24 protein-coding genes and 1 pseudogene are annotated in these 23550 nt (G+C 64.4%); 19 read left to right on the forward strand and 6 right to left on the reverse strand.

The annotated features are described in order from the left end of the window. Positions 1–8 precede the first annotated feature (8 nt). The 6 genes and pseudogenes from AC1DS5_RS16360 to AC1DS5_RS16385 form a co-directional block, all read left to right on the forward strand. Positions 9–878, forward strand: coding sequence for an ABC transporter permease (locus AC1DS5_RS16360; RefSeq protein WP_477719304.1), 870 nt, complete (start codon positions 9–11; stop codon positions 876–878). Continuing rightward, entirely contained in the window at positions 878–2719 is a 1842-nt protein-coding gene (locus AC1DS5_RS16365) for an ABC transporter ATP-binding protein (RefSeq protein WP_477719305.1), read from the forward strand. Before AC1DS5_RS16360 ends, AC1DS5_RS16365 begins: the two co-directional genes overlap by 1 nt. A gap of 17 nt (positions 2720–2736) precedes the next feature. Then, on the forward strand, positions 2737–3600 hold the full coding sequence (locus AC1DS5_RS16370; RefSeq protein ID WP_477719306.1) for an N-formylglutamate amidohydrolase: 864 nt from the start codon (positions 2737–2739) through the stop codon (positions 3598–3600). Positions 3601–3655: 55 nt separating this feature from the next. Beyond that, positions 3656–5107: an NAD-dependent succinate-semialdehyde dehydrogenase gene (locus AC1DS5_RS16375; RefSeq protein ID WP_477719307.1), complete on the forward strand. Its 1452-nt coding sequence runs from the start codon at positions 3656–3658 to the stop codon at positions 5105–5107. Beyond that, positions 5104–6402, forward strand: coding sequence for a D-amino acid dehydrogenase (locus tag AC1DS5_RS16380; RefSeq protein WP_477719308.1), 1299 nt, complete (start codon positions 5104–5106; stop codon positions 6400–6402). The genes AC1DS5_RS16375 and AC1DS5_RS16380 overlap by 4 nt, the downstream gene beginning before the upstream one ends. Positions 6403–6405: 3 nt before the next feature. Continuing rightward, positions 6406–6591 (forward strand): annotated as a pseudogene (locus AC1DS5_RS16385) (aldehyde dehydrogenase family protein); the annotation flags it as partial. A 54-nt stretch (positions 6592–6645) separates the two neighbouring features. Here the strand turns inward: AC1DS5_RS16385 and AC1DS5_RS16390 are convergent. After that, a complete protein-coding gene (locus tag AC1DS5_RS16390) occupies positions 6646–7746 on the reverse strand; it encodes an alkene reductase (RefSeq protein WP_477719411.1) in 1101 nt (366 codons plus the stop codon). 330 nt (positions 7747–8076) lie between these two features. Between AC1DS5_RS16390 and AC1DS5_RS16395 the strand changes: the two genes are divergently transcribed. Further along, positions 8077–8550, forward strand: a complete 474-nt coding sequence (locus tag AC1DS5_RS16395) for a cytochrome C (protein WP_477719309.1) — start codon at positions 8077–8079, stop codon at positions 8548–8550. Here AC1DS5_RS16395 and AC1DS5_RS16400 read toward each other — a convergent pair. Continuing rightward, positions 8510–8938: a glutathione binding-like protein gene (locus AC1DS5_RS16400; protein WP_477719412.1), complete on the reverse strand. Its 429-nt coding sequence runs from the start codon at positions 8936–8938 to the stop codon at positions 8510–8512. The genes AC1DS5_RS16395 and AC1DS5_RS16400 overlap by 41 nt on opposite strands. A 108-nt stretch (positions 8939–9046) precedes the next feature. On the opposite strand from AC1DS5_RS16400, the gene AC1DS5_RS16405 reads away from it, so the two are divergent. The 4 genes from AC1DS5_RS16405 to AC1DS5_RS16420 all read left to right on the forward strand — a co-directional run bounded on the left by AC1DS5_RS16405 (position 9047) and on the right by AC1DS5_RS16420 (position 12355). After that, positions 9047–10420 (forward strand): AsmA family protein, encoded by a 1374-nt coding sequence (locus AC1DS5_RS16405; protein WP_477719310.1) that lies wholly within the window; start codon positions 9047–9049, stop codon positions 10418–10420. Positions 10421–10845: 425 nt separating this feature from the next. Beyond that, positions 10846–11031 (forward strand): DUF1328 family protein, encoded by a 186-nt coding sequence (locus tag AC1DS5_RS16410; protein ID WP_477719311.1) that lies wholly within the window; start codon positions 10846–10848, stop codon positions 11029–11031. Next, positions 11032–11415: a hypothetical protein gene (locus AC1DS5_RS16415; protein ID WP_477719312.1), complete on the forward strand. Its 384-nt coding sequence runs from the start codon at positions 11032–11034 to the stop codon at positions 11413–11415. Positions 11416–11503: 88 nt separating this feature from the next. Then, positions 11504–12355, forward strand: coding sequence for a transglutaminase-like domain-containing protein (locus AC1DS5_RS16420; RefSeq protein WP_477719313.1), 852 nt, complete (start codon positions 11504–11506; stop codon positions 12353–12355). Between the two features lie 243 nt (positions 12356–12598). On the opposite strand, the gene AC1DS5_RS16425 is transcribed toward AC1DS5_RS16420, so the two are convergent. Then, positions 12599–13369 (reverse strand): class II aldolase/adducin family protein, encoded by a 771-nt coding sequence (locus AC1DS5_RS16425; protein ID WP_477719314.1) that lies wholly within the window; start codon positions 13367–13369, stop codon positions 12599–12601. 157 nt (positions 13370–13526) lie between these two features. Then, positions 13527–14417 (reverse strand): LysR family transcriptional regulator, encoded by an 891-nt coding sequence (locus AC1DS5_RS16430; protein ID WP_477719315.1) that lies wholly within the window; start codon positions 14415–14417, stop codon positions 13527–13529. Between the two features lie 95 nt (positions 14418–14512). Between AC1DS5_RS16430 and AC1DS5_RS16435 the strand changes: the two genes are divergently transcribed. Further along, entirely contained in the window at positions 14513–14728 is a 216-nt protein-coding gene (locus AC1DS5_RS16435; RefSeq protein WP_477719316.1) for a DUF1127 domain-containing protein, read from the forward strand. Between the two features lie 15 nt (positions 14729–14743). On the opposite strand, the gene AC1DS5_RS16440 is transcribed toward AC1DS5_RS16435, so the two are convergent. Beyond that, complete coding sequence (locus AC1DS5_RS16440; RefSeq protein ID WP_477719413.1) at positions 14744–15010, reverse strand: YkgJ family cysteine cluster protein; 267 nt, start codon at positions 15008–15010, stop codon at positions 14744–14746. Between the two features lie 52 nt (positions 15011–15062). Next, positions 15063–15641, reverse strand: coding sequence for an NADPH-dependent FMN reductase (locus AC1DS5_RS16445; RefSeq protein ID WP_477719317.1), 579 nt, complete (start codon positions 15639–15641; stop codon positions 15063–15065). A 410-nt stretch (positions 15642–16051) separates the two neighbouring features. On the opposite strand from AC1DS5_RS16445, the gene mnmG reads away from it, so the two are divergent. The 7 genes from mnmG (at position 16052) to AC1DS5_RS16480 (ending at position 23264) form a co-directional block, all read left to right on the forward strand. Further along, the gene (gene mnmG, locus AC1DS5_RS16450) at positions 16052–18049 is read left to right on the forward strand and encodes a tRNA uridine-5-carboxymethylaminomethyl(34) synthesis enzyme MnmG (protein WP_477719318.1); all 1998 of its coding nucleotides are present in this window, start codon (positions 16052–16054) and stop codon (positions 18047–18049) included. Then, positions 18049–18741 carry a 16S rRNA (guanine(527)-N(7))-methyltransferase RsmG gene (gene rsmG / locus AC1DS5_RS16455; RefSeq protein WP_477719319.1) on the forward strand — a complete coding sequence of 231 codons (693 nt, stop codon included), beginning with the start codon at positions 18049–18051 and terminating at the stop codon, positions 18739–18741. Before mnmG ends, rsmG begins: the two co-directional genes overlap by 1 nt. 114 nt (positions 18742–18855) lie before the next feature. Next, on the forward strand, positions 18856–19482 hold the full coding sequence (locus AC1DS5_RS16460) for a LysE family transporter (RefSeq protein WP_477719320.1): 627 nt from the start codon (positions 18856–18858) through the stop codon (positions 19480–19482). Between the two features lie 115 nt (positions 19483–19597). Beyond that, positions 19598–20368 (forward strand): ParA family protein, encoded by a 771-nt coding sequence (locus AC1DS5_RS16465; protein WP_477719321.1) that lies wholly within the window; start codon positions 19598–19600, stop codon positions 20366–20368. 117 nt (positions 20369–20485) lie between these two features. Continuing rightward, positions 20486–21025, forward strand: a complete 540-nt coding sequence (locus AC1DS5_RS16470) for an RBBP9/YdeN family alpha/beta hydrolase (protein ID WP_477719322.1) — start codon at positions 20486–20488, stop codon at positions 21023–21025. 70 nt (positions 21026–21095) lie between these two features. Further along, positions 21096–22031, forward strand: coding sequence for a ParB/RepB/Spo0J family partition protein (locus AC1DS5_RS16475; RefSeq protein ID WP_477719323.1), 936 nt, complete (start codon positions 21096–21098; stop codon positions 22029–22031). Positions 22032–22376: 345 nt separating this feature from the next. Further along, a complete protein-coding gene (locus AC1DS5_RS16480; protein ID WP_477719324.1) occupies positions 22377–23264 on the forward strand; it encodes a class I SAM-dependent methyltransferase in 888 nt (295 codons plus the stop codon). Positions 23265–23550: the final 286 nt, after the last annotated feature.

Below are 23550 nucleotides of genomic sequence, written 5' to 3' on the forward strand. Positions count from 1 at the left end.
GTTTTTATATGACTACTGCCACACTCCTTCCTTCCGCCGTTTCCACCCGCAAGCGCGGGCTACTGGCCGGCTGGTCGCGCGCCGGAAAACTGGGCCTGGCCGTGCTGGGTTTCTGGGTCGCCGTGGCCCTGTTCGCGCCCTTCCTGTCCGACCAATCCCTGGGGGAGATGTCCGACGCGGGGGTGTTCCAGGCCATGAGCGCGCAGCACTGGCTGGGCACCGACTACCTGGGCCGGGACATGCTGACGCGAATCGTCGCGGGCACGCCCTACACCATAGGCGTCGCGCTGGTGGCCACGCTGCTCGCCTGCGGCCTGGGCGCGGTGCTGGGCCTGCTGGCCGCGGTCACCGGCGGCTGGGTGGATTCCGCCTTGAGCCGGCTGCTCGACACCCTGATCTCGATCCCGAGCAAAATGTTCGCGCTGGTGGTGATTGCGGGCTTCGGTTCCTCCGTGACGCTGCTGATCGCCGTGGCCACGATTGTCTACATGCCGGGCAGCTACCGCATCATCCGTTCGCTCGCGGTGAACATCAACGCCATGGACTACGTGCTGGTGGCGCGCGCCCGCGGCGAACGCCGGGGCTACATCATGCGCCGCGAGATCCTGCCCAACATCACCGGCCCGCTGCTGGCCGACATGGGCCTGCGCTTCGTCTACGCCCTGCGCCTTCTGGCGAGCCTGAGCTTCCTGGGCCTGGGCGTGCAGCCGCCGATGGCCGACTGGGGCTCCCTGGTGCGTGAGAACCTCGGCGTATTGCCGATAGGCGGCGTCTCGGTGCTCGCCCCGGCGTTCGCGATCGCCGCGCTGACCATCGCGGTCAACCTCGTTATCGACAACCTGCCGGGCCATACCGACGCAGACCGGGAGAAACATTAATGGGTGCCACTGTCCTCGTGAACGAACTGCGCATCGTGGCGCAGGCCGCCGGCGGCGGCGAAACAGAGATTGTCAAAGGCGTTTCTTTCCGCATCGAACCCGGCGAGGTGCTGGCGCTGATCGGCGAATCCGGCTCCGGCAAGACCACCATAGGCCTGGCGCTCATGGGCTACGCGCGCCACGGCTGCCGCATCGCCGGAGGCAGCGTGCGCATCGGAGACACCGATGTGCTGGGCCTGTCCGAATCGGAACGGCGCCGCTTGCGCGGCCGCCGTATCTCCTACATCGCGCAGAGTGCCGCCGCCTCGTTCAACCCGTCGCGCACCATCATGGACCAGGTGGTTGAAACCGCGCACATCCACTCGCTGATGTCGCGTGCGGAGGCCGAGAAAAAAGCCGTGACGCTGTTCCGCGAGCTGGCGCTGCCGCACCCCGACAGCATCGGCCAGCGTTACCCGCACCAGGTTTCGGGCGGGCAGCTGCAGCGCCTGATGGCCGCGATGGCGCTGATGAGCGACCCGGACCTGGTGATCTTCGACGAACCCACCACGGCGCTGGACGTCACCACCCAGATCGAGGTGTTGCACGCCTTCCGCCGCGTGGTGCGCGAGCGCCGGACCACGGCGGTCTACGTCACGCACGACCTGGCGGTGGTGGCCCAGATGGCCGGCCGCATCCTGGTGCTGCGCGACGGCGCCGAGCGCGAGATCGGCACCACGGCGCAGATCATCAACACGCCGAAGGACGACTACACGCGCAGCCTGATCGCCGCGGCGAATCCCAAGGCGCGCAGCGGCGAGACGGTGGCCGAGGGCGCCACGCCGCTGCTTCAGGTGCGCAACCTGGTGGCCGGCTATGGGCCCCTGGACAAGCACGGCCGGCCTGCCTCGCCGGTGCTCGACGATGTGAGCCTGACCCTGTACCGCGGCCAGGCGATCGGCGTCATCGGCGAGTCCGGCTCCGGCAAGACCACGCTGGCTCGCGCCGTCGCCGGCCTGATCGGGCCCGCCGGCGGGCAGATCATGTTCGACGGCAAACCGCTGCCGCGCCTGGTATCGCAGCGTTCACCCGAGGAACTGCGCCGCATCCAGATCGTGTTCCAGATGGCGGACACGGCGCTCAATCCTTCGCACACCATCGCCGAGATTCTCGCGCGGCCGCTGCAGCTGTACCGCGGTTTGAAGGGCGAGGCGCTGGACAAGCGCATCGCGCAGCTGCTCGACCTCGTGCAACTGCCGCAGGCTTGTGCCCGGCGCCTGCCTGCCGGGCTCTCCGGCGGGCAGAAGCAGCGCGTCAACCTGGCGCGCGCGCTGGCCGCCGACCCCGACCTGATCCTGTGCGACGAAGTCACCTCGGCGCTGGACACGGTCGTGGGCGCCGCCATCCTGGACCTGCTGGCGCAGCTGCGCAAAGAGCTCGGGGTGTCGTACATGTTCATCAGCCACGACATGAACACCGTGCGCGCCGTGTGCGACGAGATCGTGGTGCTGTACGCCGGCCAGAAGGTGGAGTCGCTGACCCGGTCGGCTTTCGCGCATGCGCCGCGCCATCCGTATTTCCACCTGCTGGCCAATTCCGTTCCGGAGCTGCGCCCGGGATGGCTGGAAGAAGTCGGAGCGGCGCAGCGCGCGGCCCTGCCGCTGGTGCAGGCGCCCACCGACCGCGCGGGCATTTGCAGCTTCCTGGACCGGTGCCCCTTGCGCGTGGCCGGCGTGTGCGACAGCAAGACGCCGCCGCGGCATGAACTCGAAGGCGGCGTGGAGGTCTTCTGCCACCGCAGCGCCGATGAATTGCTGCAGCTGCAAAAGACCAAGGCGCAGCCGCGCGAATGTACGGCCTGATCCAGAAGACCCGATCCATGTATCTCGAACCCGACGTCTTCTACCGTTTCGATCCCACGGCGGCTCCAGTCCCGGTGATCGTGGATGTCTCGCGCAGCGGGCGCCTCTATCCCATCGATTTCCGCTCGCCCGTCCCGTTCTCGGCCCTGCACGACAACGTGTCGATGTATGTGGAGGAGATATGGAAGGATGCGCCCAAATACGGCGCCACGATGCTGCAGGCGCTGTTTCCCAACACCTACATCGACGCCAACCGGCATGAGCTCGACATCGACCCCGACCTGATCGAAGGCGAATGGCCCGTGCCGGTGCAGTTTGTCTCCAAGAGCGGGCTCGGGCTGCTCAAGACCGTGTCCCGCTACGGCGAGCCGCTGCAGGAGCGCAAGCTCACCGTCGCGGAGGTCGAGGCCAGGCTTGACCGTTATTACCGGCCCTACCACCGAGAGCTCGCTTCGGTGATGGACCGCATGCTGGCGGCGCACGGCTTTTACTACCAGCTCACCTGCCATTGCATGTCCGCGGTGGGCGCGCCGACGCACGCCGACGCCGGAAAGGAACGCATGGACTTCTGCCTGGGCAACCTGCGCGGCACCTCCAGCACGGCGGAATTCATCGAGTTCGTCGCCGAGGTCATCCGCGCCCAGGGTTTCACCTGCTCGGTCAATACGCCCTACACCGGCGGCGAGCTGAACCGCCGCTACGGCAAGCCCGACGGCACGCAGGAAAGCGTGATGGTGGAGATCAATAAGAAGCGCTTCATGGATGTCGCCTCGTTCAAGAAGAACGAAGGTTTTGACGCGATCCGGGGCGTGGCGGGCGCCGTGTTGCAGGCCGTGACGCGCCGGGCACGCGAGTCTGCAGGGAGCGCCGCGTGCGCATAAAGATCGACGGCCTGGGCGCCGTCGGGAATTTTTTCACTGAACTGATTGAACTGACATGCAAACACTGAACTACATCGCGGGCCGCTGGCAAGCAGCCCAGGACGGCCGCGAATTCGAGGTGCGCAATCCCGCCGACGACAGCCTGATCACCCTGGCGGCCGACGGCGGCGGGGCGGACGCACGGCTGGCCGCCGACGCCGCGGCACAGGCGCTGCCCGCCTGGAAGGCACGCTCGCCGCGCGAGCGCTGCCTGATCCTCAAGAAGTGGCAGGCGCTGATCGAGCGCGACGTGGAGCCGCTGGCCACACTGATTTCGCGCGAGCAGGGCAAGCCGCTCGCGGAGTCGCGCGGCGAAATCGCCTACAGCGCGGGTTATGTGGAGTGGTTCGCCGAAGAGGGTGTGCGTGCCCACGGCGAGATCATCGCCGCGCCGGTGGCGAGCAAGCGCTACCTGGTGCTGAGAGAGGCCGTTGGCGTCGTCGCCGTGGTCACGCCCTGGAATTTTCCCGCGGCGATGATCGCGCGCAAGATCGCGCCCGCGCTGGCGGCCGGCTGCACCGTGGTCGCCAAGCCAGCCGAGGATACGCCCCTCACTTCGTTGGCTCTCGTGAAGCTGGCCGAGGAAGCGGGCGTGCCCCCTGGCGTGTTGAACATCGTGCCCGCCTCGCGCGAGCGCACGCCGGAGGTGGTGGGCGAGTGGCTGCGCGATGGCCGCGTGCGCAAGATCAGCTTCACCGGCAGCACGGCGGTGGGCAAGCTGTTGGCGCGCGAGTCGGCCGGCACGCTCAAGAAGCTGTCGCTCGAGCTCGGCGGCAACGCACCCTTCATCGTGTTCGAGGATGCGGACCTGGACGCCGCCGTCGAGGGCCTGATGGCCGCCAAGTTCCGCAACGGCGGCCAGACCTGCGTGAGCCCCAACCGTGTGTTCGTGCACGAGGCCGTGCATGATCGCTTCGTCGACAAGCTGGCGGCCCGCGTGGGCGCGTTGCGGGTCGGCCCGGCCAGTTGGGTGGAAGCCGAGATCGGCCCGATGATCAACGCACGAGCGGTGGACAAGATCGAGCGTCACGTGAACGACGCCGTGGCCAAAGGTGCGAAGGCGGTTGTGGGCGGAAGCCGCGTGTGTACAGAAGTCGCCAATGGTCCGAACTACTACGCGCCCACAGTGCTGACCGGCGCGACGCCCGACATGGAGTTGTCGTGCGAAGAGACTTTCGGCCCGGTGGTGCCCGTGTTCCGGTTCAGCAGCGAAGACGAGGTGATCGCGCAGGCGAACGACACCCCTTTCGGCTTGGCCGGCTACTTCTTCTCCAACGACATCAAGCGCGTCTGGCGCGTGGCCTCGGCGCTGGAGACGGGCATGGTGGGCATCAACGAAGGCGCCATCGCGGCGCAGGCCGCGCCCTTCGGCGGCGTGAAGGAGTCGGGCTACGGCCGTGAAGGCTCGCACTGGGGTCTGGACGAATACCTGCACACCAAGTACCTGTGCCAAGGGAATTTGGCATGAAGGTGCTGGTTCTGGGTGCCGGCGTTATCGGCACCACGACGGCCTACTATCTGGCCCGGGCGGGCCACGAGGTGACGGTGGTCGACCGCCAGCCCGGCCCCGCGCGGGAGACGAGTTTCGCCAATGCCGGCCAGGTGTCGCCGGGCTACGCGGCGCCGTGGGCCGCGCCCGGCGTGCCGCTGAAGGCGTTGCGCTGGATGTTCCAGAAGCATGCGCCGCTGGCCATCGGCCTGGACGGCAGCATGGACCAGCTGCGCTGGATGTGGCAGATGCTGCGCAACTGCAGCCCGCGGCGTTATGCGGTGAACAAGGAGCGCATGCTGCGGCTGGCCGAATACAGCCGCGACTGCCTGGCGCAGCTGCGCGAAGACACCGGCTTGCGCTACGAAGGCCGTGAGGGCGGCACGCTGCAGGTGTTCCGCACCTTGGCGCAGCTCGACGCCGTCGGGAAAGACGTGGCCGTGTTGCGCGCCGCGGGCGTGCCCTACGAACTGCTGGGGCCTGACGAGCTGGTTCGCGCGGAACCGGCCATCGCCACAGGGCCGCTGGTCGGCGGCCTGCGCCTGCCCGGCGACGAGACGGGTGACTGCCACCTGTTTACCACCGGTATCGGCCATCTGGCCCAGTCCATGGGCGTGCGCTTTTCCTTCGGTGAGGCCATCGACAGCGTGGAGGTCTGTGCCGGCCGTGTGGCCGGCGTGCTGCAGGGCCGCCGCCTGCTCAAGGCCGACGCTTACGTGATGGCGCTGGGTGCGTACTCGACTTCCGCGCTGTCGGGTTTGCTGGAAATACCTGTCTATCCGGTCAAAGGCTATTCCATCACCGTGCCTGTCGCCGACGCGGGCCGCGCGCCGGTTTCGACCGTGCTGGACGAGAGCTACAAGATCGCCATCACGCGCTTTGACCGCCGCATCCGCGTGGGCGGCATGGCGGAGCTGCGCGGCTTTGACCTGCGCCTGAACCCGCGACGCCGCGAAACGCTGGAGCTGTGCCTGAACGAGCTGTTCCCCGGCGCCGGCTACGCCGGGACCGGCAGCTTCTGGACCGGCCTGCGGCCCATGACCCCGGACGGCACGCCGCTGGTGGGCCGCACGCCGCTGCCCAATCTGTATCTGAACACCGGCCACGGGACGCTGGGCTGGACCATGGCCTGCGGCTCCGCGCGCGTGCTGGCCGACGTCATGAGCGGCCGCGCGCCCGAGATCCGTGCCGACGACCTTTCCGTGCAGCGCTATGCGCAGCCGAAATCACGGCAATGGACCGGCCCTTGGACCGAACCTGGACTGAGTACCTGAAGCATCGCGCGCGTCTGGCGCATGGCCGATGCGCTGGAGAGCGGCATCGTCGGCATCAACGAAGGCGCACTGGCCGCCGAAGTTGCGCCCTTCGGCGGCGTCAAGGAGTCCGGTTATGGCCGTGAAGGCTCACGTTACGGACTCGAAGACTATATGCACACCAAATACCTGTGTCAGGGCCTGGTTTAAGTAAAAAGCCCTGAACCCCTTGCCAGTCATGCATGACTGGCAAGCGGTCTGGTTTTATAGCGTTGGGTAGTCCGTATAACCCTTGGCGCCGCCGCCATAAAAGGTGGCCTGGTCGGGCAGGTTGAGCGGCGCATTGCGGCGCAGGCGCTCCACCAGATCCGGGTTGGCGATGTAGGGCTTGCCAAAGGCGACCAGGTCGACGCCGTTTGCCACGGCCTGCCTGGCCAGTGCCTGGTCATAGCCGTTGTTGACCATCCAGGCACCCTTGCCGCCGGCTTCGCGGTAGGCGGTCTTGAGCGCGGTGTAGTCGAACGGCCGGTCGGCGATTTCGCGCGGTCCGCCGGTGGCGCCTTCAATGATGTGGATGTAGGCCAGGTTCAACGTGGCGAGCTGGCGCACCACGTAGTCGAACAGCGGCTGCGGATCGGCGTCGTGCACATCGTTGGCCGGTGTCACGGGTGACAGGCGAATGCCGGTGCGTCCGCCGCCGATGGCGCTGGTGACGGCGCGCGTGACCTCGAGCAGCAGGCGCGCACGGTTTTCGATGCTGCCGCCGTAGTCGTCGGTGCGCTGGTTGGAGCCGCTTTTGAGGAATTGGTCGAGCAGGTAGCCGTTGGCGCCATGGACTTCCACGCCGTCAAAGCCCGCGGTTTCGACCGCGTTGCGCGCCGCAAGCTGGTAGCTATGCACGATGCCGGGCAACTCTTCAACCGAGAGCGCGCGCGGCTCGGAGGTGGCGACAAAGGTGGGCGCGCCGTCCTTGAGCAGCACAGTCTTGGTCTTGGCGGTGATGGCAGAGGGGGCGACCGGCTGGCCGCCGTCCGGCTGCAATTCGGTGTGCGAGACGCGGCCCACATGCCAGAGCTGCACCACGATCTTGCCGCCGGCCTCGTGCACGGCGCGGGTCACCTGCTTCCAGCCGTCGAGCTGCTCGCTGCCGTAGAGGCCGGGTACATCCGCATAGCCCTGGCCCTGGTGGCTGATGGCGGTGGCCTCGGTGACGAGCAGGCCGCCGCTGGCGCGCTGGGCGTAGTACTCGGCCATCAGCGCCGTGGGAATGGCGTCGGGGGCGCGGTTGCGGGTGAGGGGGGCGAGCACGATGCGGTTGGCCAGTTCAAGGTCGCCGGCCTGGGTGGGATCGAATAAAGAGGGCATGAGAGAAGAGGGCATGAAGGTGTCCAAAGGTGTCCGAAAGTGTCCAGGTGGAAATGAAAAAAACAGGCTTCAGTGTGTGCCGATCTGAATTTGCCTGTGCAACACGGGCTGCTGGATTCGTGCTAGATCGTTCCGGCATGCGTGCGTCCAACGGCCGTTTCCGGGTCTGGCCGGGCGGCCAACCCAACAAAATCGGGCCGACAGTGTTCGCAGGGGCTGCAATTGGTGATGGGTTGGTTTAAATCAACCCGATACGTGATTGACAGGTCCATATTGCGGAGACCGGCCAACTGGACGGCAATGTCGACAAACTCCAACCAGGAGGTCTTTATGTTGAAGAAACTGGCGATGATCCTGATCTTTATTTTGGGCACTGGTGCTGTCGCGGCACAGGAAGTCACCTACCGCACACACATCGCCCCACTCTGGAAATCCAAATGTGTTGCCTGCCACGGAGCGCAATCGCCTGAGCGGGCTGATTTTCTGCTGGACGAGAAGGGGTACGCGGAGAAGTCACAAGGGCCGCGCATGGATTCATACGAGCGTTTGATTGCGTTTATCGCCTGGCCCGACACGGGGGCATTCATGCGCCGGCTGGACGATGGAAGCAGCCAGTATGCCGGAGGCAAACCCGGCAACATGTATCAGTATCTCGGATCGACGGATGAAGAGCGGGCCGCGAATCTCAAACTGCTCAAGACGTGGGTTGGCGACGGCGCATGGAATCTCAATCGCTGGAACAAGCGGGGAGATGTGCCTATGGTCAGCAAAGAGCAACTTGACAAGATCCAGTTGAAGTATTGAGCCAACCCCGTCGTGGCCAGGCCGCCATGCGCTGGCGAAAAGCGGCGAGATTGACCAGGCGCGCAATGTCAACGCCGACACGCGGAGCCCAGTTGATGACGGTAGACAGGTAAGGGGCGGTCACGCTAAAAGTTTCACCCATCAGGTACTGCTTGCTGGTCAGCCGCTCGTCCACCCGCTTCAGACGCGATAGCAGCTTGTCGGTGGCGATGGTTTTGTACTCTGCGCCACGACTGCAATTGGGCGCGCACGACGGTGCCGTTGGCCGGGCTTTCAGGCAGGCGCATGCAGCGCGATATGCGGCGACAGGAGGCAGGCGCCGGGGCGCAGTAATGTTTCCGGGTGTTCTTGTTGATCCTGGAAGGGTGGTTGGAAATGGCTCCCCGATGTCAGGGCCTGTTCACCCTAAAACGCATCTCCCGTTTTAGGGTGAGCAGGCTCTAATCGGGACGCGTGTTTTCTGCGGCGTGCGGCCTGAAACCGCCACAATAGCAGGATGGCAAAAGTTTTTAAATGGGCGGTGTATCTGGCGCTGGGGCTGGTGGCCTTGCTGGCGGCGGTGGCCTTCACGCTGCACCGCTGGGTGAGCACGGACGATTTCCGGTTGCGCGTCGAGCGTGAAGCCTCGGCGGCGCTGGGGGTGCCGGTGACGCTGGGCCGGGTGGCGGTGGATGTGTGGCCCTTGCCCGCTGTGGCGCTGAGCGGCATCGCGGTGCAGAGCAAACCGCCCCTCACGCTGGAGCGCGTGGAGGTACGGCCCCAGTGGCAACCGCTGTTGCAGGGGCGGCTGGCGGTTTCCACGCTGCTGGTGCGGCGGGCTGTCTTGCCGCAGCAGGGTATAGACGCGGTGCTGCTGGCGCTGCAGAAAAAAAAGCAGCCGGAGCCCGTCAAGCAGGGGCCCGGGCCGAAAACGCCGGAACACGACGCCCTGGAGGGTTTGCCGCGCCGCACGGTGCTGGATGAGGTGACCTGGGTCAGCGCCGCGGGCGCGCGCACCACGGTGGCGGCCGAGGCGGCGCTGGCCGATGACGGCCTGCCCGACAGCGTGTCGTTCAAGCTGCTCAAGGGCAACCTGCAGGGGCTGCAGGCCACGCTGCAGCGCGAAGAGCCCAAACCCGCTGACAAGGCGGACAAGGGCGGCGCTACCGTTGCCGGCGAGGATCACTGGGCCTTGCGTGTCGAGGTGGGCGGCGGCAGGATAGAGGGCCGGTTGGGCCTGCGTCGCTCGCCTGCGGGCTCCTCGGCGCGGCCCGGTGAAGCACTGGCGCTCCAGGGCCAGCTGCAGACCCGCGGGGTCGAGGTCTCCGCGCTGACCGCTCCGGCCGGCGCGCTGTCGGGGCAGCTGGAGGCTACCACCAGCCTCAATGCCCGTGCGGCCACCACCAGCGGACTGGTGGATGCGCTGCAAAGCCACACCACGTTTACCGTGCGCAACGCGGTGATCAATGGCCTGGACCTGGCCAAGGCCGTGCAAACCGTGGGCTTGAGCCGCGGCGGGCAGACGCGTCTGGACACGCTGGCCGGGCAGGTCAACACGCAGGGGCGAGCGGCGCAGCTGAGCAACCTGATCGCGAGCTCGGGCGTGCTGAGCGCCACCGGCAATGTGGCGATATCGCCGGTCAAGGCGCTGAGCGGGCGGGTCATCGTGAATGTGGCGGGCGACAGCAAGCTGGGCCAGGCCATCGGCGGCGCGGTGGGCGTTCCCCTGACGGTGGGGGGCACGCTGGACAAGCCCGAGGTGACGCTGTCGCGCTCGGCCCTGCTGGGCGCGGCCATTGGCACGGCGCTGCTGCCGGGTGTGGGTACCGGCGCCGGCGCCAATCTGGGCGATCGCGTGGGCGAGGGCCTTCGCGGCCTGTTCGGCAAATAAGAGCGGCTAACAAAACCCTCCTGGCGTCGTTGTGTCACCTTGCCGTGCTGCAGCACTGTCTGCGACGACACGCCTAGCCAGGACCGCTTCGCTGGGTTTTGTTAGCGGCTCTAAGCCTGACGGTCCTCGGAGTCCTCCGGGGCTCTCCGGGGCCGCTATTGGCAAGCCCGTAACGCTAGAAAAATCATAGCAAACTCCGCATGCACTGAGGCCTTGTCCTACAGTGCCACGCGGGCGTTGCTGATGCGTCACCGCCGCTTGCTTTTCTACCATGTAAGTATTGCTTCCGGGTAAGCGTCGCGCGTGTTCGCTGTGTTCGCCTCCTGCTTTTGATGGCTTTTTGATTTTTGATATTGGTGCTGATGTTTGTTGAGGCCTTATCCGCTCGCAGGCTTGCGGGGACGAGGCATGACAAAGGAGAACCGATGCTCAAGTACGCGATTATTTTTGCGGTGATTTCACTGATAGCCGGCGCCCTGGGTTTTGGCGGGGTGGCGGCAGGCGCCGCCGGCATTGCCAAGATCCTGTTTGGCCTGTTCCTGATTCTGGCGGTCATTTTTGTGGTGCTCGCCGCGCTGGGCGTGGGTGCGGTCAAGAAGGGCATGAAGTAAATGGCGTCACTCCCTCCCATCACACCTTCGCCTTCATCGACTTCGTTGTCTTCGTCGACAGCTGCGCCCGCAAGTACCTTGATGTCCAGGGTCCGGCAGCGGCTGTTTCCGCCGCGCTCGGTGGACAGCAGCGCGGCGCCGCGTCTGGACGTCGCGCACCGGCCTGCCACCCCGCCCGCGCCGGTGTCGCTGCGGGCCGGTTTTCAGGCGGGCATTGCCGAGTTCCTGCTGGTCACCCGTTTGCGTGCGCGGCGCCGCGCCGCGCCCTCAGCCGATGTGCTGGAGCGCGCTGCGCGCATTGTGTTCGTGACATGCAAAAACTGGTTTGCCACCGCGGACAGTGGTCATGGCCACGGCGCTGGTCATCACCGCACGCGGATCTGATGATTCTGCCCGTCCCGCGCCAGCCAGGCTGCAATGTCTCAATGTCCTTCCGACGGGTTTTTTTTAATTCTCAACCGGCGCCCATTCCATGCACACCACCCTGATCGATGCATTGCTCGAGTACGAAGTCAGCAGCCCGACCCATTTTCTTTTCAATATCGAGGCCGCGTTTCACGAGGGTCACCAGGTGGTGGAGGAGCGGCTGACGATCACGCCGAGCATGAAGGTCCGCAACTTTTGCGATGAGCGCAGCGGCAACCGTTTCATACGCCTGGATGCGTCCAAGGGGAGGCTGTCCATCAACTACCACGCCCAGGTGCGGCTGGTCGCCGCGCCCGTGCCCCTGTATCTTGAAGAAACGCCGGTGACCAGCGTGCCCGATGATGTCTTGCGTTACCTGATGCCCAGCCGCTACTGCGAGTCGGACTCCATGAGCCGCGCGGCGCAGCAGCTGTTTGCTCACCTGCCTTCCGGTATCGGCCGCGTGCGCGCGGTCGAGAACTGGATTCACGACTCGATCGCCTACCTGCCGGGTTGCACCTCGTCGACGACCACGGCGCGGGATGTGTTTGTGCAGCGCGCCGGTGTGTGCCGGGACTTTGCGCATCTGGGCATCACCTTGTGCCGGGCGCTCAATATTCCCGCGCGGCTGGTGGTGGGCTACGTCCATTTTGACGAGCCGCCGCAGGATTTTCACGCCGTGTTCGAGGCCTGGCTGGAGGGGCGCTGGGTGCTGTTTGATCCCAGCCATATGGCGCCCATTGACCGGCTGGTGCGCGTAGGAACGGGGCGCGACGCGAAGGACGTGGCCTTTGCCACCATTTTTGGCAATGTGCAAATGCTGCGCAAGGAGCTGATCGTGGACGAGGGCGAAGTACCGCCGGGACCAGGCAGCCCGCCGGGATCGCATCCGCCCTTGCTCTCTTTGGTCAGCACCTAGTTACGTTGCGATACGCTTTTTCTTGCTCCCTCGCCCTTTGGGAGAGGGTTGGGGTGAGGGCCAGCGGCGTATAAAAATGCTGCAGTCTTTTGCATCGGTCGCTGCCCCCATCCCAACCTTCCCCCAAAGGCGGGAAGGAGTAAAAAAAGGGAAACATCGCTGTTCAAGCGACAGGAAGGACTAGCGCAACACCGCAGAAGCGGTTGGCTCGCGTTGCCGCGCCCAGGCCGGGCGGGGCGCTGCTTACGTGCGGTAGCTGCTGTCGAGCCGCTCCAGCTTGCGGATCAGCGAGGGCCAGGCAAAAGCGCCGCCCATGCCATCCGTCTGCACGCGCAACGCTTCCGATACGCCCTGGATGATTTGCGGATGGACGGTGATGAGTTCGCCGCCGGCCTGGGCATCGAGCTGGATGCGGCAGGTGCTTTCAAAGATGTACATGCTCAAAAACGCATCGGCAATGGTCGTGCCCACCACCAGCAGGCCATGGTTGCGCAGCATCAGGAAATTGGCGGATCCCAGGTCGGCCTGCAGGCGCGGCCTTTCCTCGCCGCGAAAGGCGACGCCCTCGTAGTCGTGGTACGCCAGCGACGCCAGCACAAAGGTCGATTGCTGGCTGATGGGCAGCACACCGCACTTTTGCGCACTGACGGCGACGCCGGCGCGTGTGTGGGTATGCAGCACGCAGCCGGCGCCGGGCCGGGCGTCATGCACCGCGCTGTGAATCACAAAACCGGCGGGGTTGACCGGGAAGGGCGAGTCAATGACTTTGTTGCACTGCCCGTCGACCTTGACCAGGCTGGAGGCGGTGATCTCGTCGAACATCAGGCCGTAGGGGTTGATCAGGAAGTGGTGCGCGCCGGGGCCCGCTACCTCCTCCGGCAGCTTGGCGCTGATGTGGGTGAACACCAGGTCGCTCCAACCGTACAAGGCCACCAGCCGGTAGCAGGCCGCGAGGTCGCAGCGCAACTGCCATTCCTCGGCGCTGACGGTTTTTTTCAGGGATGGGATGTTCACGGGTTTGTCTCCTGGCGGGTTGTTTTTAAAAAGGCCTGGCTTTGTACGATACGCCTGTGCGGCACGTGCAACTGTCAGAAATTGAACTTTCATCAGCGTGCCTGCTTCCCGCGCGTCGGTCACGCCGTGGTTTGGCGTGCTGCCGCTCGGTCGGGCTTCAAGTTTGCCGGAACTGCGCCAGCGTCTGCAGCAGGTTGCGCGTGGCCCCGTCAAGGGCTGCCAGCGGCCTGTGCACCACGGCGGTGTGGCGGGTCAACGCGGGCCTGAGCGGCAGCACCTGCACGCCGTTGGGAATGGCGGCAGCGCCCGCCTGCTCCAGCGGCAGCAGGGCCGCGCCATAACCGGCTGCCACCAGGCTTTTCATGGCTTCGTTGTAATTGAGCTCTATGCGCGCCCGGGGCGTGTGACCGGCCGCGGCAAACCACTCCATGGTCAGGCGGTACATGTGCGTGGTCGAGTCGTTGAAGATCAGCGGTTTTTCCATCAGCCAGGGCGGCGTGATGCGCTTGGGCGCCTTCCAGCCCGCGGGGAGGAAGGCCATCATCGGGTCGCTGCGCCAGTGGCTCATCAGCAGTTCGCGCCGCGCCGGCTGGGGCGTGGCCACCAGCCCGACATCCAGCGTGCCCTGGCCCAGGCGCTCCATGGCTTCACTGGAGCCGAGAATGCTGACCTCGACGTCGATCTCGGGGTGCGCGCGCGCCATGAGCTCCAGCACCCGCGGCAGCAAATGCACCAGGATGCCGGTGGAGGTGCCCAGCCGCACGCGGCCGACCCGCCCCTCGACATGGCGCTTGACGGCATCGGTAGCGTCATCGGCGTCACGCAGCAGGCGCCGCGCCCGCTCGACCAGCACGGCACCGGCCGCCGTGGGCACCACGCTGCGGCCCCCGCGCACCACTAGCTGCGTGCCCAGCCGGGCCTCCAGCTCGCTGATGTGCAGGCTGACCGTGGGCTGCGCCAGATGCAGCGCCCGTGCCGCGGCGGAGAAGGTGCCCAGGTCGGCGATGGAAACGAGGGTGCGCAGCTGGTCCAGATTGAGTTCACGCATCATTAATCCTGATAGGTTGCATCAGAAAATTCAACTTCCACAATAGCACGACAAGCCGCACCATTGGGCACTTCCCGATCACAGGAGTTGCCACCATGTTGTTAAAGCCGGGTTTTGTTTTGTTGAATCAGGCGCTGACCCGCCTGCGCCTTCACGCGCGCTTCTGGCGTCAGCGCGATGACCGCAGGCAGGCGGCCGAGCTGCAGGGCATGAGCGCGCGGGAACTCAATGATTTGGGGATAGGGCGGGGGGAGATACCGTATCTGCTGCTGAGCCGGGGGCCGGACTGCGGGGAGGAGGTGAGAAGATGAGGGGGAGGTGCAAGCTTACTGCGGAGCGGTCAGGGTTTCCAGTCGCGCAAGGTACAGCAGGGCCTGCGTGCGCCCGGTGCCGCACATCTCTGCCGAGGGGGCCAGCTGCCCGCAGACCGCGGGCCGACCGGGCTGGCCAAAGATGCGGCAAGCATTGGCGTCGTCAAGCTGCACGCAACGCACGCCGGCCGGCTTGCCTTCGGGCATGCCGGGTGTACCAGGAATGGGCGAACTGATGGATGGGGCAATGCAGCAGGCACCGCAGCCGGGTCGGCAATTCATCATGGAGGAGGGGCTATGGGCCGGAATTAGCTGGCGGGGCCATGCCTGCGTCTTATCCTGCCAGGCGGCTGCTGGCAAACAGCACCTGGTCAATCACCGCCTGCACCTTCTGGCGGTGCGCGTCATTGACCAGCTTGCCTTGTGCGTCGAAGGCGTCGCCCGCGCGGCCCAGCGCGAAATTGAACGGGGCAACCCAGCACTGCACATTGAGCAGCAGCGGGGCGAGGTGGCTTTGCGAGCGCAGGCCGCCCAGCGCACCGGGCGAGGCACTCAGAATGCCGACGACCTTGCCGCGTGAAAACTTGAATTCGTCGGTCCAGGCCGGGTCGGACTTGACCGGGCTGGAGGCCCAGTCGATGGTGTTCTTGAGCAGGGCGGAATAGCTCGCGTTGTATTCGGGCGAGCAGATGATCCAGGCAGGATGCTCATACATGAGTTGCTTGAGCTTCATCACGTCGGGCGGCGTGCCTTTGGCTTCAAGGTCGGCGTTGTACATTGGAATGTCAAAGTCGGCCAGTTCGATGTGGGTGACTTCGGCGCCACTCGCCCGTGCCATGTCGGCGGTGACGTGGGCCAGTTTGCGGTTGAAGGAGTTTTGGCGGGTGCTGCCGGCAAAGATGAGGAGTTTCATGCCCGCTATTGTGGCTGCTTGTGGCCTCCTGGCGGTGCGGTGGGGCGATTTCCGTGCCGGCCAGTCCCTTGCCTGCGGGGCCTTTGTGGCGCTTGTGCCAATGAATACGGGCAGACACGCACAGATAGGGGGTTATTTGCTATTGAATTCATAGCAAATGCCACTGCTGCAGCGCGCCGGCAGGAATGGCTCAAATGCCATTACGCAGCGCAGAACAAGGGCCTGCCTGATAAAATTCACCATTCGCCCGGTGGGGCGGGAACAGGTCTGGGCGCAAGCAGCGTGCGGCCTGATGTGCCGCTGGCTGTGCCAGCCGCGGCCGGCGTGGCCCTCTGGTCATCGTCAACTTCGGGGCAGCTCCATGGCGTACAGGCATCTGGCCTGAAGGCCGCTTTATTGAAGGAGGCGTGATGCAATCGCCTTATATCTATCCGCAAGAATTTGATGTGATCGTGGTCGGTGGCGGCCACGCAGGCACGGAAGCCGCGCTGGCCTCCGCCCGCATGGGCTGCAAGACCCTGCTGCTCTCGCACAACATCGAGACACTCGGCCAGATGAGCTGCAACCCCTCGATTGGCGGCATCGGCAAGGGCCACCTCGTCAAGGAGGTCGACGCGATGGGCGGCGCGATGGCGCTGGCCACGGACGAAGGCGGCATCCAGTTCCGCATTCTCAACAGCTCCAAGGGCCCGGCCGTGCGCGCCACCCGGGCGCAAGCCGACCGGATTCTGTACAAGGCGGCGATTCGCCGCAAACTCGAAAACCAGCCCAACCTGTGGCTGTTCCAGCAGGCGGTGGATGACCTGATGGTGGAGGGCGATCGAGTGGTGGGCGCTGTCACACAGGTCGGCATCCGGTTCCGTTCGCGCGCCGTGGTGTTGACGGCCGGGACTTTTCTGGACGGCAAGATCCATGTCGGGCTCAACAATTACGCGGCGGGCCGGGCGGGCGATCCGCCGGCCGTGTCGCTCTCCAGCAGGCTGAAGGAGCTCAAGCTGCCGCAGGGCCGCCTCAAAACCGGCACACCGCCGCGCATCGACGGCCGGACGATTGACTTCAGCAAATGCACCGAGCAGCCGGGCGATGGCATGCCGGGCGGAACCGCCGGGCCGGTTCCGGTGTTCAGCTTCATGGGCGGCAAGATCGCTCATCCCCGGCAAATGCCTTGCTGGATCACCCATACTAACGAGCGTACCCACGAGATCATCCGCTCCGGTTTTGACCGCAGTCCGATGTTCACCGGCAAGATCGACGGCGTGGGGCCGCGTTACTGTCCCAGCGTGGAAGACAAGATCAACCGCTTCGCCGACAAGGAAAGCCACCAGATTTTCCTCGAACCCGAAGGCCTGACCACGCACGAGATCTACCCTAACGGCATCTCGACCAGCCTGCCGTTTGACATCCAGTATGAGCTGGTGCGCTCGATGGCGGGTATGGAGAACGCCCACATCCTGCGGCCGGGCTATGCGATCGAATACGACTATTTTGATCCGCGGGCACTGAAGACAACCTTTGAAACCCGCGCGATTGGCGGGCTGTTCTTTGCCGGCCAGATCAACGGCACCACCGGCTACGAAGAGGCGGCGGCCCAAGGCATGTTTGCCGGCATCAACGCCGCGCTGCAGTGCCAGGGCAAGGAGGCGTGGCTGCCCCGGCGCGACGAAGCCTACCTGGGTGTGCTGGTCGACGACCTGATCACCAAGGGCGTGACCGAGCCCTACCGCATGTTTACCAGCAGGGCCGAGTACCGCCTGATGCTGCGCGAGGACAACGCCGACATGCGCCTGACCGAAAAAGCCCGCGAACTGGGCCTGGTGGACGACGCCCGCTGGGACGCCTTCAACCGCAAGCGCGATGCTGTTTCACGTGAAACAGAGCGGCTTCGCTCCCTCTGGGTCAACCCGCACAATCTGCCCCTGGCCGAAGCCGAGCGGGTGTTGGGCAAATCCATTGAGCGCGAATACAACCTGCTGGACCTGCTGCGCCGCCCCGATGTGAACTACGCCGGCCTGATGTCGCTGGAGGAGGGCAAATATGCCAACCCCGAACTTGCGGCTGAAGCGGCCGCGAGCGACGATCTGGCCAAAAGCGTGATCGAGCAGATCGAGATTACGGCCAAGTATGCGGGGTATATCGACCTCCAGAAAACCGAGGTCGAGCGCGCTGCGCACTATGAAAACCTCAAGCTGCCCACGGATCTTGATTACCTGCAGGTGTCGGCCCTGAGTTTTGAAGCGCGCCAAACCCTGGCCAGGCACCGGCCCGAAACGCTGGGCATGGCCTCGCGGATTTCCGGCATCACACCGGCGACCATCTCGCTGCTGCTGGTTCACCTGAAAAAGAACCTCTGGAAAAACGCCGTTCCGGTCAAACCCGAGGCGTCATCTGCCGAGCAGGCGCAAGCCTGATGGTCGGCGCCGGAAACGACTTGCGGGCCACTTTGCTGGCCGGCTTGCAGGAGTTGCAGCTGGACTTGAGCGATGACCAGGTCAGCCAGTTGCTGGACTACCTGAACCTGATCGCGAAATGGACCCAGGTTTACAACCTCACGGCGGTGCGTGATCCGGCCGAAATGATGACGCACCATCTGCTCGACAGCCTGGCGGCCATCGGGCCTTTGCGGCGCTATCTGCAAAATGCCGGGTTGGGGCAGGGCGCCCGTGTGCTGGATGTGGGCTCCGGCGCCGGCTTGCCGGGTGTGGTGATGGCCATCTGCTGCCCCGCGCTTGCCGTGACCTGCGTAGACACCGTGGCCAAAAAAGCCGCCTTTATCAAACAGGCGGCGCTCGCGCTCAAGTTGCCAAATCTCCTGGGCTTGCATGCGCGGGTTGAAACCCTTACCCAGCCGTTTGACCTGATCTGTTCCCGTGCCTTTGCTTCGCTGGCCGATTTCACCCAATGGTCTGGCGGTGCACTGGCGCCCCATGGCGTGTGGATGGCCATGAAGGGGAAGCAACCAGCGGAAGAATTGGCCGCCTTGCCGCCGACCGTTGAAGTGTTTCACGTGGAACAGTTGCAGGTGCCGGGGCTGGAGGCCGAGCGTTGCATCGTCTGGATGCGGTGCCGGGACGCTGCGGCAGGACCGGCCCAGCAGGGTTGAAGAGCGGGATTTTCTTCATCGTGCCGTTGTGCGCGGCACGAAAGACAGGTTCATTCGCATTGGCGCTGTGACCCCCTGTCGTAAACTCAAGCCCTCTACTTCCGGAGAAATTCCATGCTGGGCTCATTCGTCGGCGTTGCCGATTACGGCGCTTTTGTTGTCGCGATCATTGTGTTTCTGCTGATTCCCGGGCCCGGCAACCTGGCGCTGATCACCTCGACCGGCAAGGGCGGCATTCGGGGTGGGCTGGGTGCCACCTTGGGCGTGATTGCCGGCGACCAGGTCTTGCTCTGGGCGGCCGTGGCTGGGGTGGCCGCCGTGATGGCCGCCTACCCGACGGCTTTTCATGCCGTGCAGTGGATGGGCGCCATTTACCTGACCTGGCTGGGCATCAAGATGCTGATCGCCAAGCCCGGCGACGCACCCCTCCTGCAAATCAAGCCGCGTCATTATTTCCGCCAGGCCTTGCTGATCACCTTGCTCAACCCCAAGGCCATTGTTTTCTACATGGCCTTCTTCCCGTTGTTTGTCGATCCGGCCCAGCACCAGGGGCTGAAAACCTTTGGCGTGATGGCGGCGACGATTGCCGTCCTGACTTTTCTGTATGGCCTGACCTCGGTCATGTTGACCTATCACCTTGCGGAACGCATTCGCGCCAACCCGAAAATCACCGCCATCCTGAACAAGCTGGCAGGTGTTTTCCTGATCGGCTTTGGTCTCAAGCTCGCGGTCTCCAAATGAACCATAAAACCAAAAAAGATCACCCAGCACAATTTTTCGACGGGCTGCCCCTAGAAAAATTAGCCCCCTCGGGGGGCAGCGCCTTACACGCAGTGAAAAGCGTGGGGGCTTACTGATGGCCAAAATATTCTGCGTTGCCAACCAAAAGGGCGGGGTGGGCAAGACCACCACCACGGTGAATCTGGCGGCGGGCTTGGCCAAGGTTGGCCAGCGTGTGCTGATGGTTGACCTGGATCCGCAGGGCAATGCCACCATGGGTTCGGGGGTGGACAAGCGCAAGCTCGAACTCACCGTCTACGATGTGCTGCTGGAGTCGGCTTCTGTCATGGAAGCACGCGTGCACAGCGAGAAATGCGGCTACGACGTGCTGGGCGCCAACCGCGAGCTGGCCGGTGCCGAGGTCGAGCTGGTGGAGGTGGAGCGCCGCGAACGGCGGCTCAAGCTGGCCCTGAATGCCGTGGAAAAAGACTATGACTTCGTGCTGATCGACTGCCCGCCATCGCTGAGCATGCTGACCCTCAACGGCCTGTGCTGCGCGCATGGCGTGATCGTGCCGATGCAGTGCGAGTACTTTGCGCTCGAAGGCCTGACCGACCTGGTCAACACCATCAAGCAGGTGCATGCCAACCTCAACAAGGACCTGCAGATCATTGGCCTGCTGCGTGTGATGTTCGATCCGCGCATCACGCTGCAGCAGCAGGTCAGCGAGCAGCTCAAGGAACACTTTGCCGAGAAGGTGTTCAACACCGTGATCCCGCGCAATGTACGCCTGGCCGAAGCGCCCAGCTACGGCCTGCCTGGTGTGGTGTTCGACCCGTCCTCCCGAGGCGCGCAGGCCTTCGTCACGTTTGCCGAGGAAATGGTGCTGCGCATCAAGGGCATGTGAGGCGGCCTCTTGATAAAAGCATCCACATCCATCCTGCATACTTCACCTGTAGCTATCAAAAACATAGCAAGCCGAGTCGCATTGAGCCACATTGAGTCAAACTGAGTCGTTGAACGCATGAACTCCCGTAATGTCCTGATCCTTCCCGGCTGGCAGAACAGCGGCCCCGAGCACTGGCAAAGCCGCTGGGAGCAGGCCCATGGCTTCACGCGCGTGGAGCAGCATGACTGGGAGCGTCCGCTGCGGGGCGACTGGATCGCGCGGCTGGAAGATGTGCTGCTGTCATGTGACGAGCCCGCCGTACTGGTGGCGCACAGCCTGGGCTGCATCCATGTGGCGGCATGGGCCGCGCACTCGCGCAACACGCACCGCGTGAAAGCGGCGTTGCTGGTGGCGCCGCCCGATGTCGAGCAGGACGGTGTGCGCGAGATGCTGCCGAGCTGGTCGCCGATTCCGCTGCAGACACTGCCTTTTAGAACTGTGCTGTTTGCCAGCAACGACGACCCGTTCTGCGCCCCGGAGCGCGCCCGCCGGTTTGCGGCCGCGTGGGGTGCCGGGCTGATGGATGCCGGCGCACGCGGCCACCTCAATGCCGAGAGCGGCTTGGGCGACTGGCCGCAAGCCTATACCGAGTTGCAGCGCCTGATGCGCTTGTGATGCCCGAGTGCTTCACAACGCCACGGCAAGCGACTCCCTTCGATTTGTATTCAAGAAAGAAATGACAGACATGGTCACCAAAAAACCAAAAGGCCTGGGCCGCGGACTGGAAGCCCTGCTGGGGCCCAAGGTCAGCGAATCAGGGGACGTGGACAACGCCAACAGCAGCGCCACCAGTCCCGGCCTGCCGGCAACACTGCGCCTGGCCGACATGGTGCCCGGCCAGTACCAGCCGCGCACCCGCATGGACGAGGGCGCGCTGTACGAACTGGCCGAATCCATCAAGGCGCAGGGCATCATGCAGCCGATTTTGGTGCGACGGCTGAACAGCGGTGCGCACGACGGCAAGTATGAAATCATCGCCGGCGAGCGGCGCTTCCGTGCCGCCAAAATCGCCGGGCTCGACAGCGTGCCGGTGCTGGTGCGCGACGTGCCCGACGAGTCGGCCGCGGCCATGGCCCTGATTGAAAACATCCAGCGTGAAGACCTCAATCCGCTCGAAGAGGCCCAAGGCCTGCAACGCCTGGTGAAGGAGTTTGGGCTCACTCACGAGTTGGCGGCGCAGGCCGTGGGGCGCTCGCGCAGCGCCGCCTCCAACCTGCTGCGCCTGCTGAACCTGGCCGACCCGGTGCAGACCATGCTGATGGCCGGCGACCTGGACATGGGTCACGCCCGGGCTCTGTTGGCCCTGGACCGCGCCACGCAGATCACAGCGGCCAACCAGATCTCGGCCAAAAAGATGTCGGTGCGCGAGACGGAAAACCTGGTCAAGAAACTCAGCGCCGAGTTCTCCCTGAGGCCGCAAAAGGCCGCCAAGGAAAAATCGCGTGACACCCGCCGCGTCGAAGAAGAGCTGGCCGACCTGCTGATGGCCGAGGTCGAAGTCCGCGTCAAAAAGCAGGTCAAGCGCAACGGCCGGCACGAAGAGATGGGCGAGGTGGCGATCCAGTTCTCCTCGATGGATGAGCTCAATGGGCTGATCGAGCGGCTGCGCGGCGATAAATAAACCGCGCCAGGGGTGGAGCCAACTTGTTGCATCGACCGGTTGAATCCGCCGCCCAAAGTGAACCGCCAACTTGCACCAACGAACAATCGCAAAACAGCGACCGCGGACTTTCGGCACCCTCCGTCAAATGGAGGATGTTCCAACCACAAAGTTTGGTCGAGAATCGCTGCAAATGTAGAGCGAGCGACTTCTTAAAAGTTGCCGGGTTTGTCGCTATTTTTAATGGAGCAAACTATCCAAGTGAGACACGCGTAGATGCCAGTTTTTTTAGTTCAAGTTGCCACGTTATACCGCAGCACCTTGCGGTATACATTACGTTAGGCAGCGTCAACATACGGAGTGGTCATGTCCATACCGACTCGAGTCAACGAAGCAATCCAGACACACTACACCCGTTCCGATTTGGGGAACATCATCCTCGCGGCGCTGGAAAAGGCGGGTAAGGACGCAAATCGCCTCACGCTCGAGGACTTGGCGCCGGTCGACGAATTTCATATCCGCGGCCGGGCGGCGACGCTCGAGCTTGCGCGGGCTGCTGGCCTCGATGCGGCGAAGCGTGTGCTGGATGTCGGTAGCGGTGTCGGCGGGACGTCTCGATGCCTGGCAAAGGAGTTCGGCTGCCGTGTCACCGGCATCGACCTCACCGAGGAATACTGCGGCGCCGCTGCGTTGCTCACCGCGAAGATCGGCCTCGCGGACCTCGTTGACTATCGCCAGGGCGACGCGACCAATCTACCGTTCGATGACGCGTCGTTCGACGTGGTCTGGACCGAGCACGTGGCGATGAACATCCCGGAGAAGTCCCGGCTGTACCGGGAGATGCACCGGGTTCTGAAGCCGGGCGGCACGCTCGCAATCTACGATATTCTCGCCGGCCCGTCAGGTCCCGTTCTCTTTCCTGTTCCTTGGGCGCGCACGCCTGATACGAGCTTCCTGGTGCGGCCGGATGAGCTGCGTAAGCTTCTCGACGCTGCCGGGTTCATGGTGACCAACTGGTCGGACACGACTGATGCGGCGCGCGCCTGGTTCGTGTCGCTGGCTGAGAAGATCCGCAAAGAAGGCTTGCCGCCGCTTGGATTTCACGTCCTGCTCGGAGCTGATTTTCAAGCGATGGCCCAGAATCAACGACGAAATCTTGAAGAGGGGCGGATTGTTCTCGCACAAGTCATCGCAAGCAAATGGGCGTTGCCTAACCCCGGCGTGCAACCGACGCCCGCAAGCGGGCGCGGCTGACGCCGAATGTTAGCCGTCATGAACCGTTGCCCTGAAATCGACGAACTGAATGCCTTGGTGGTACGCACGTCCAGCTATACCCCGAAGAGCCGGAGCCGGAGCCGGAGCCGGAGCCGTACAGCACCCACCGGTTTGAATGCGTTGCCGGCGAGGGGCGCATAGTTTGCGAATTGCTACCCGGCGAAGATGAGTTACGTTTCATGTGGTGGCTCTCGGGCCGACTCACGCTAGACGTTAAGCTTCAAGGTGTGCGCTCCCTTGACATATAGCGGTCTGCTGGCGATGA

This window comes from Polaromonas sp. P4_H1 (genome assembly GCF_056400945.1).

Coding starts and splice junctions, on each gene's coding strand:
- AC1DS5_RS16360 (WP_477719304.1), top strand. CDS start 9: ATGACTACTGCCACACTCCTTCCTTCCGCCGTTTCCACCCGCAAGCGC.
- AC1DS5_RS16365 (WP_477719305.1), top strand. CDS start 878: ATGGGTGCCACTGTCCTCGTGAACGAACTGCGCATCGTGGCGCAGGCC.
- AC1DS5_RS16370 (WP_477719306.1), top strand. CDS start 2,737: ATGTATCTCGAACCCGACGTCTTCTACCGTTTCGATCCCACGGCGGCT.
- AC1DS5_RS16375 (WP_477719307.1), top strand. CDS start 3,656: ATGCAAACACTGAACTACATCGCGGGCCGCTGGCAAGCAGCCCAGGAC.
- AC1DS5_RS16380 (WP_477719308.1), top strand. CDS start 5,104: ATGAAGGTGCTGGTTCTGGGTGCCGGCGTTATCGGCACCACGACGGCC.
- AC1DS5_RS16390 (WP_477719411.1), bottom strand. CDS start 7,746: ATGCCCTCTTTATTCGATCCCACCCAGGCCGGCGACCTTGAACTGGCC.
- AC1DS5_RS16395 (WP_477719309.1), top strand. CDS start 8,077: ATGTTGAAGAAACTGGCGATGATCCTGATCTTTATTTTGGGCACTGGT.
- AC1DS5_RS16405 (WP_477719310.1), top strand. CDS start 9,047: ATGGCAAAAGTTTTTAAATGGGCGGTGTATCTGGCGCTGGGGCTGGTG.
- AC1DS5_RS16410 (WP_477719311.1), top strand. CDS start 10,846: ATGCTCAAGTACGCGATTATTTTTGCGGTGATTTCACTGATAGCCGGC.
- AC1DS5_RS16415 (WP_477719312.1), top strand. CDS start 11,032: ATGGCGTCACTCCCTCCCATCACACCTTCGCCTTCATCGACTTCGTTG.
- AC1DS5_RS16420 (WP_477719313.1), top strand. CDS start 11,504: ATGCACACCACCCTGATCGATGCATTGCTCGAGTACGAAGTCAGCAGC.
- AC1DS5_RS16430 (WP_477719315.1), bottom strand. CDS start 14,417: ATGCGTGAACTCAATCTGGACCAGCTGCGCACCCTCGTTTCCATCGCC.
- AC1DS5_RS16435 (WP_477719316.1), top strand. CDS start 14,513: ATGTTGTTAAAGCCGGGTTTTGTTTTGTTGAATCAGGCGCTGACCCGC.
- AC1DS5_RS16440 (WP_477719413.1), bottom strand. CDS start 15,010: ATGAATTGCCGACCCGGCTGCGGTGCCTGCTGCATTGCCCCATCCATC.
- AC1DS5_RS16445 (WP_477719317.1), bottom strand. CDS start 15,641: ATGAAACTCCTCATCTTTGCCGGCAGCACCCGCCAAAACTCCTTCAAC.
- mnmG (WP_477719318.1), top strand. CDS start 16,052: ATGCAATCGCCTTATATCTATCCGCAAGAATTTGATGTGATCGTGGTC.
- rsmG (WP_477719319.1), top strand. CDS start 18,049: ATGGTCGGCGCCGGAAACGACTTGCGGGCCACTTTGCTGGCCGGCTTG.
- AC1DS5_RS16460 (WP_477719320.1), top strand. CDS start 18,856: ATGCTGGGCTCATTCGTCGGCGTTGCCGATTACGGCGCTTTTGTTGTC.
- AC1DS5_RS16465 (WP_477719321.1), top strand. CDS start 19,598: ATGGCCAAAATATTCTGCGTTGCCAACCAAAAGGGCGGGGTGGGCAAG.
- AC1DS5_RS16470 (WP_477719322.1), top strand. CDS start 20,486: ATGAACTCCCGTAATGTCCTGATCCTTCCCGGCTGGCAGAACAGCGGC.
- AC1DS5_RS16475 (WP_477719323.1), top strand. CDS start 21,096: ATGGTCACCAAAAAACCAAAAGGCCTGGGCCGCGGACTGGAAGCCCTG.
- AC1DS5_RS16480 (WP_477719324.1), top strand. CDS start 22,377: ATGTCCATACCGACTCGAGTCAACGAAGCAATCCAGACACACTACACC.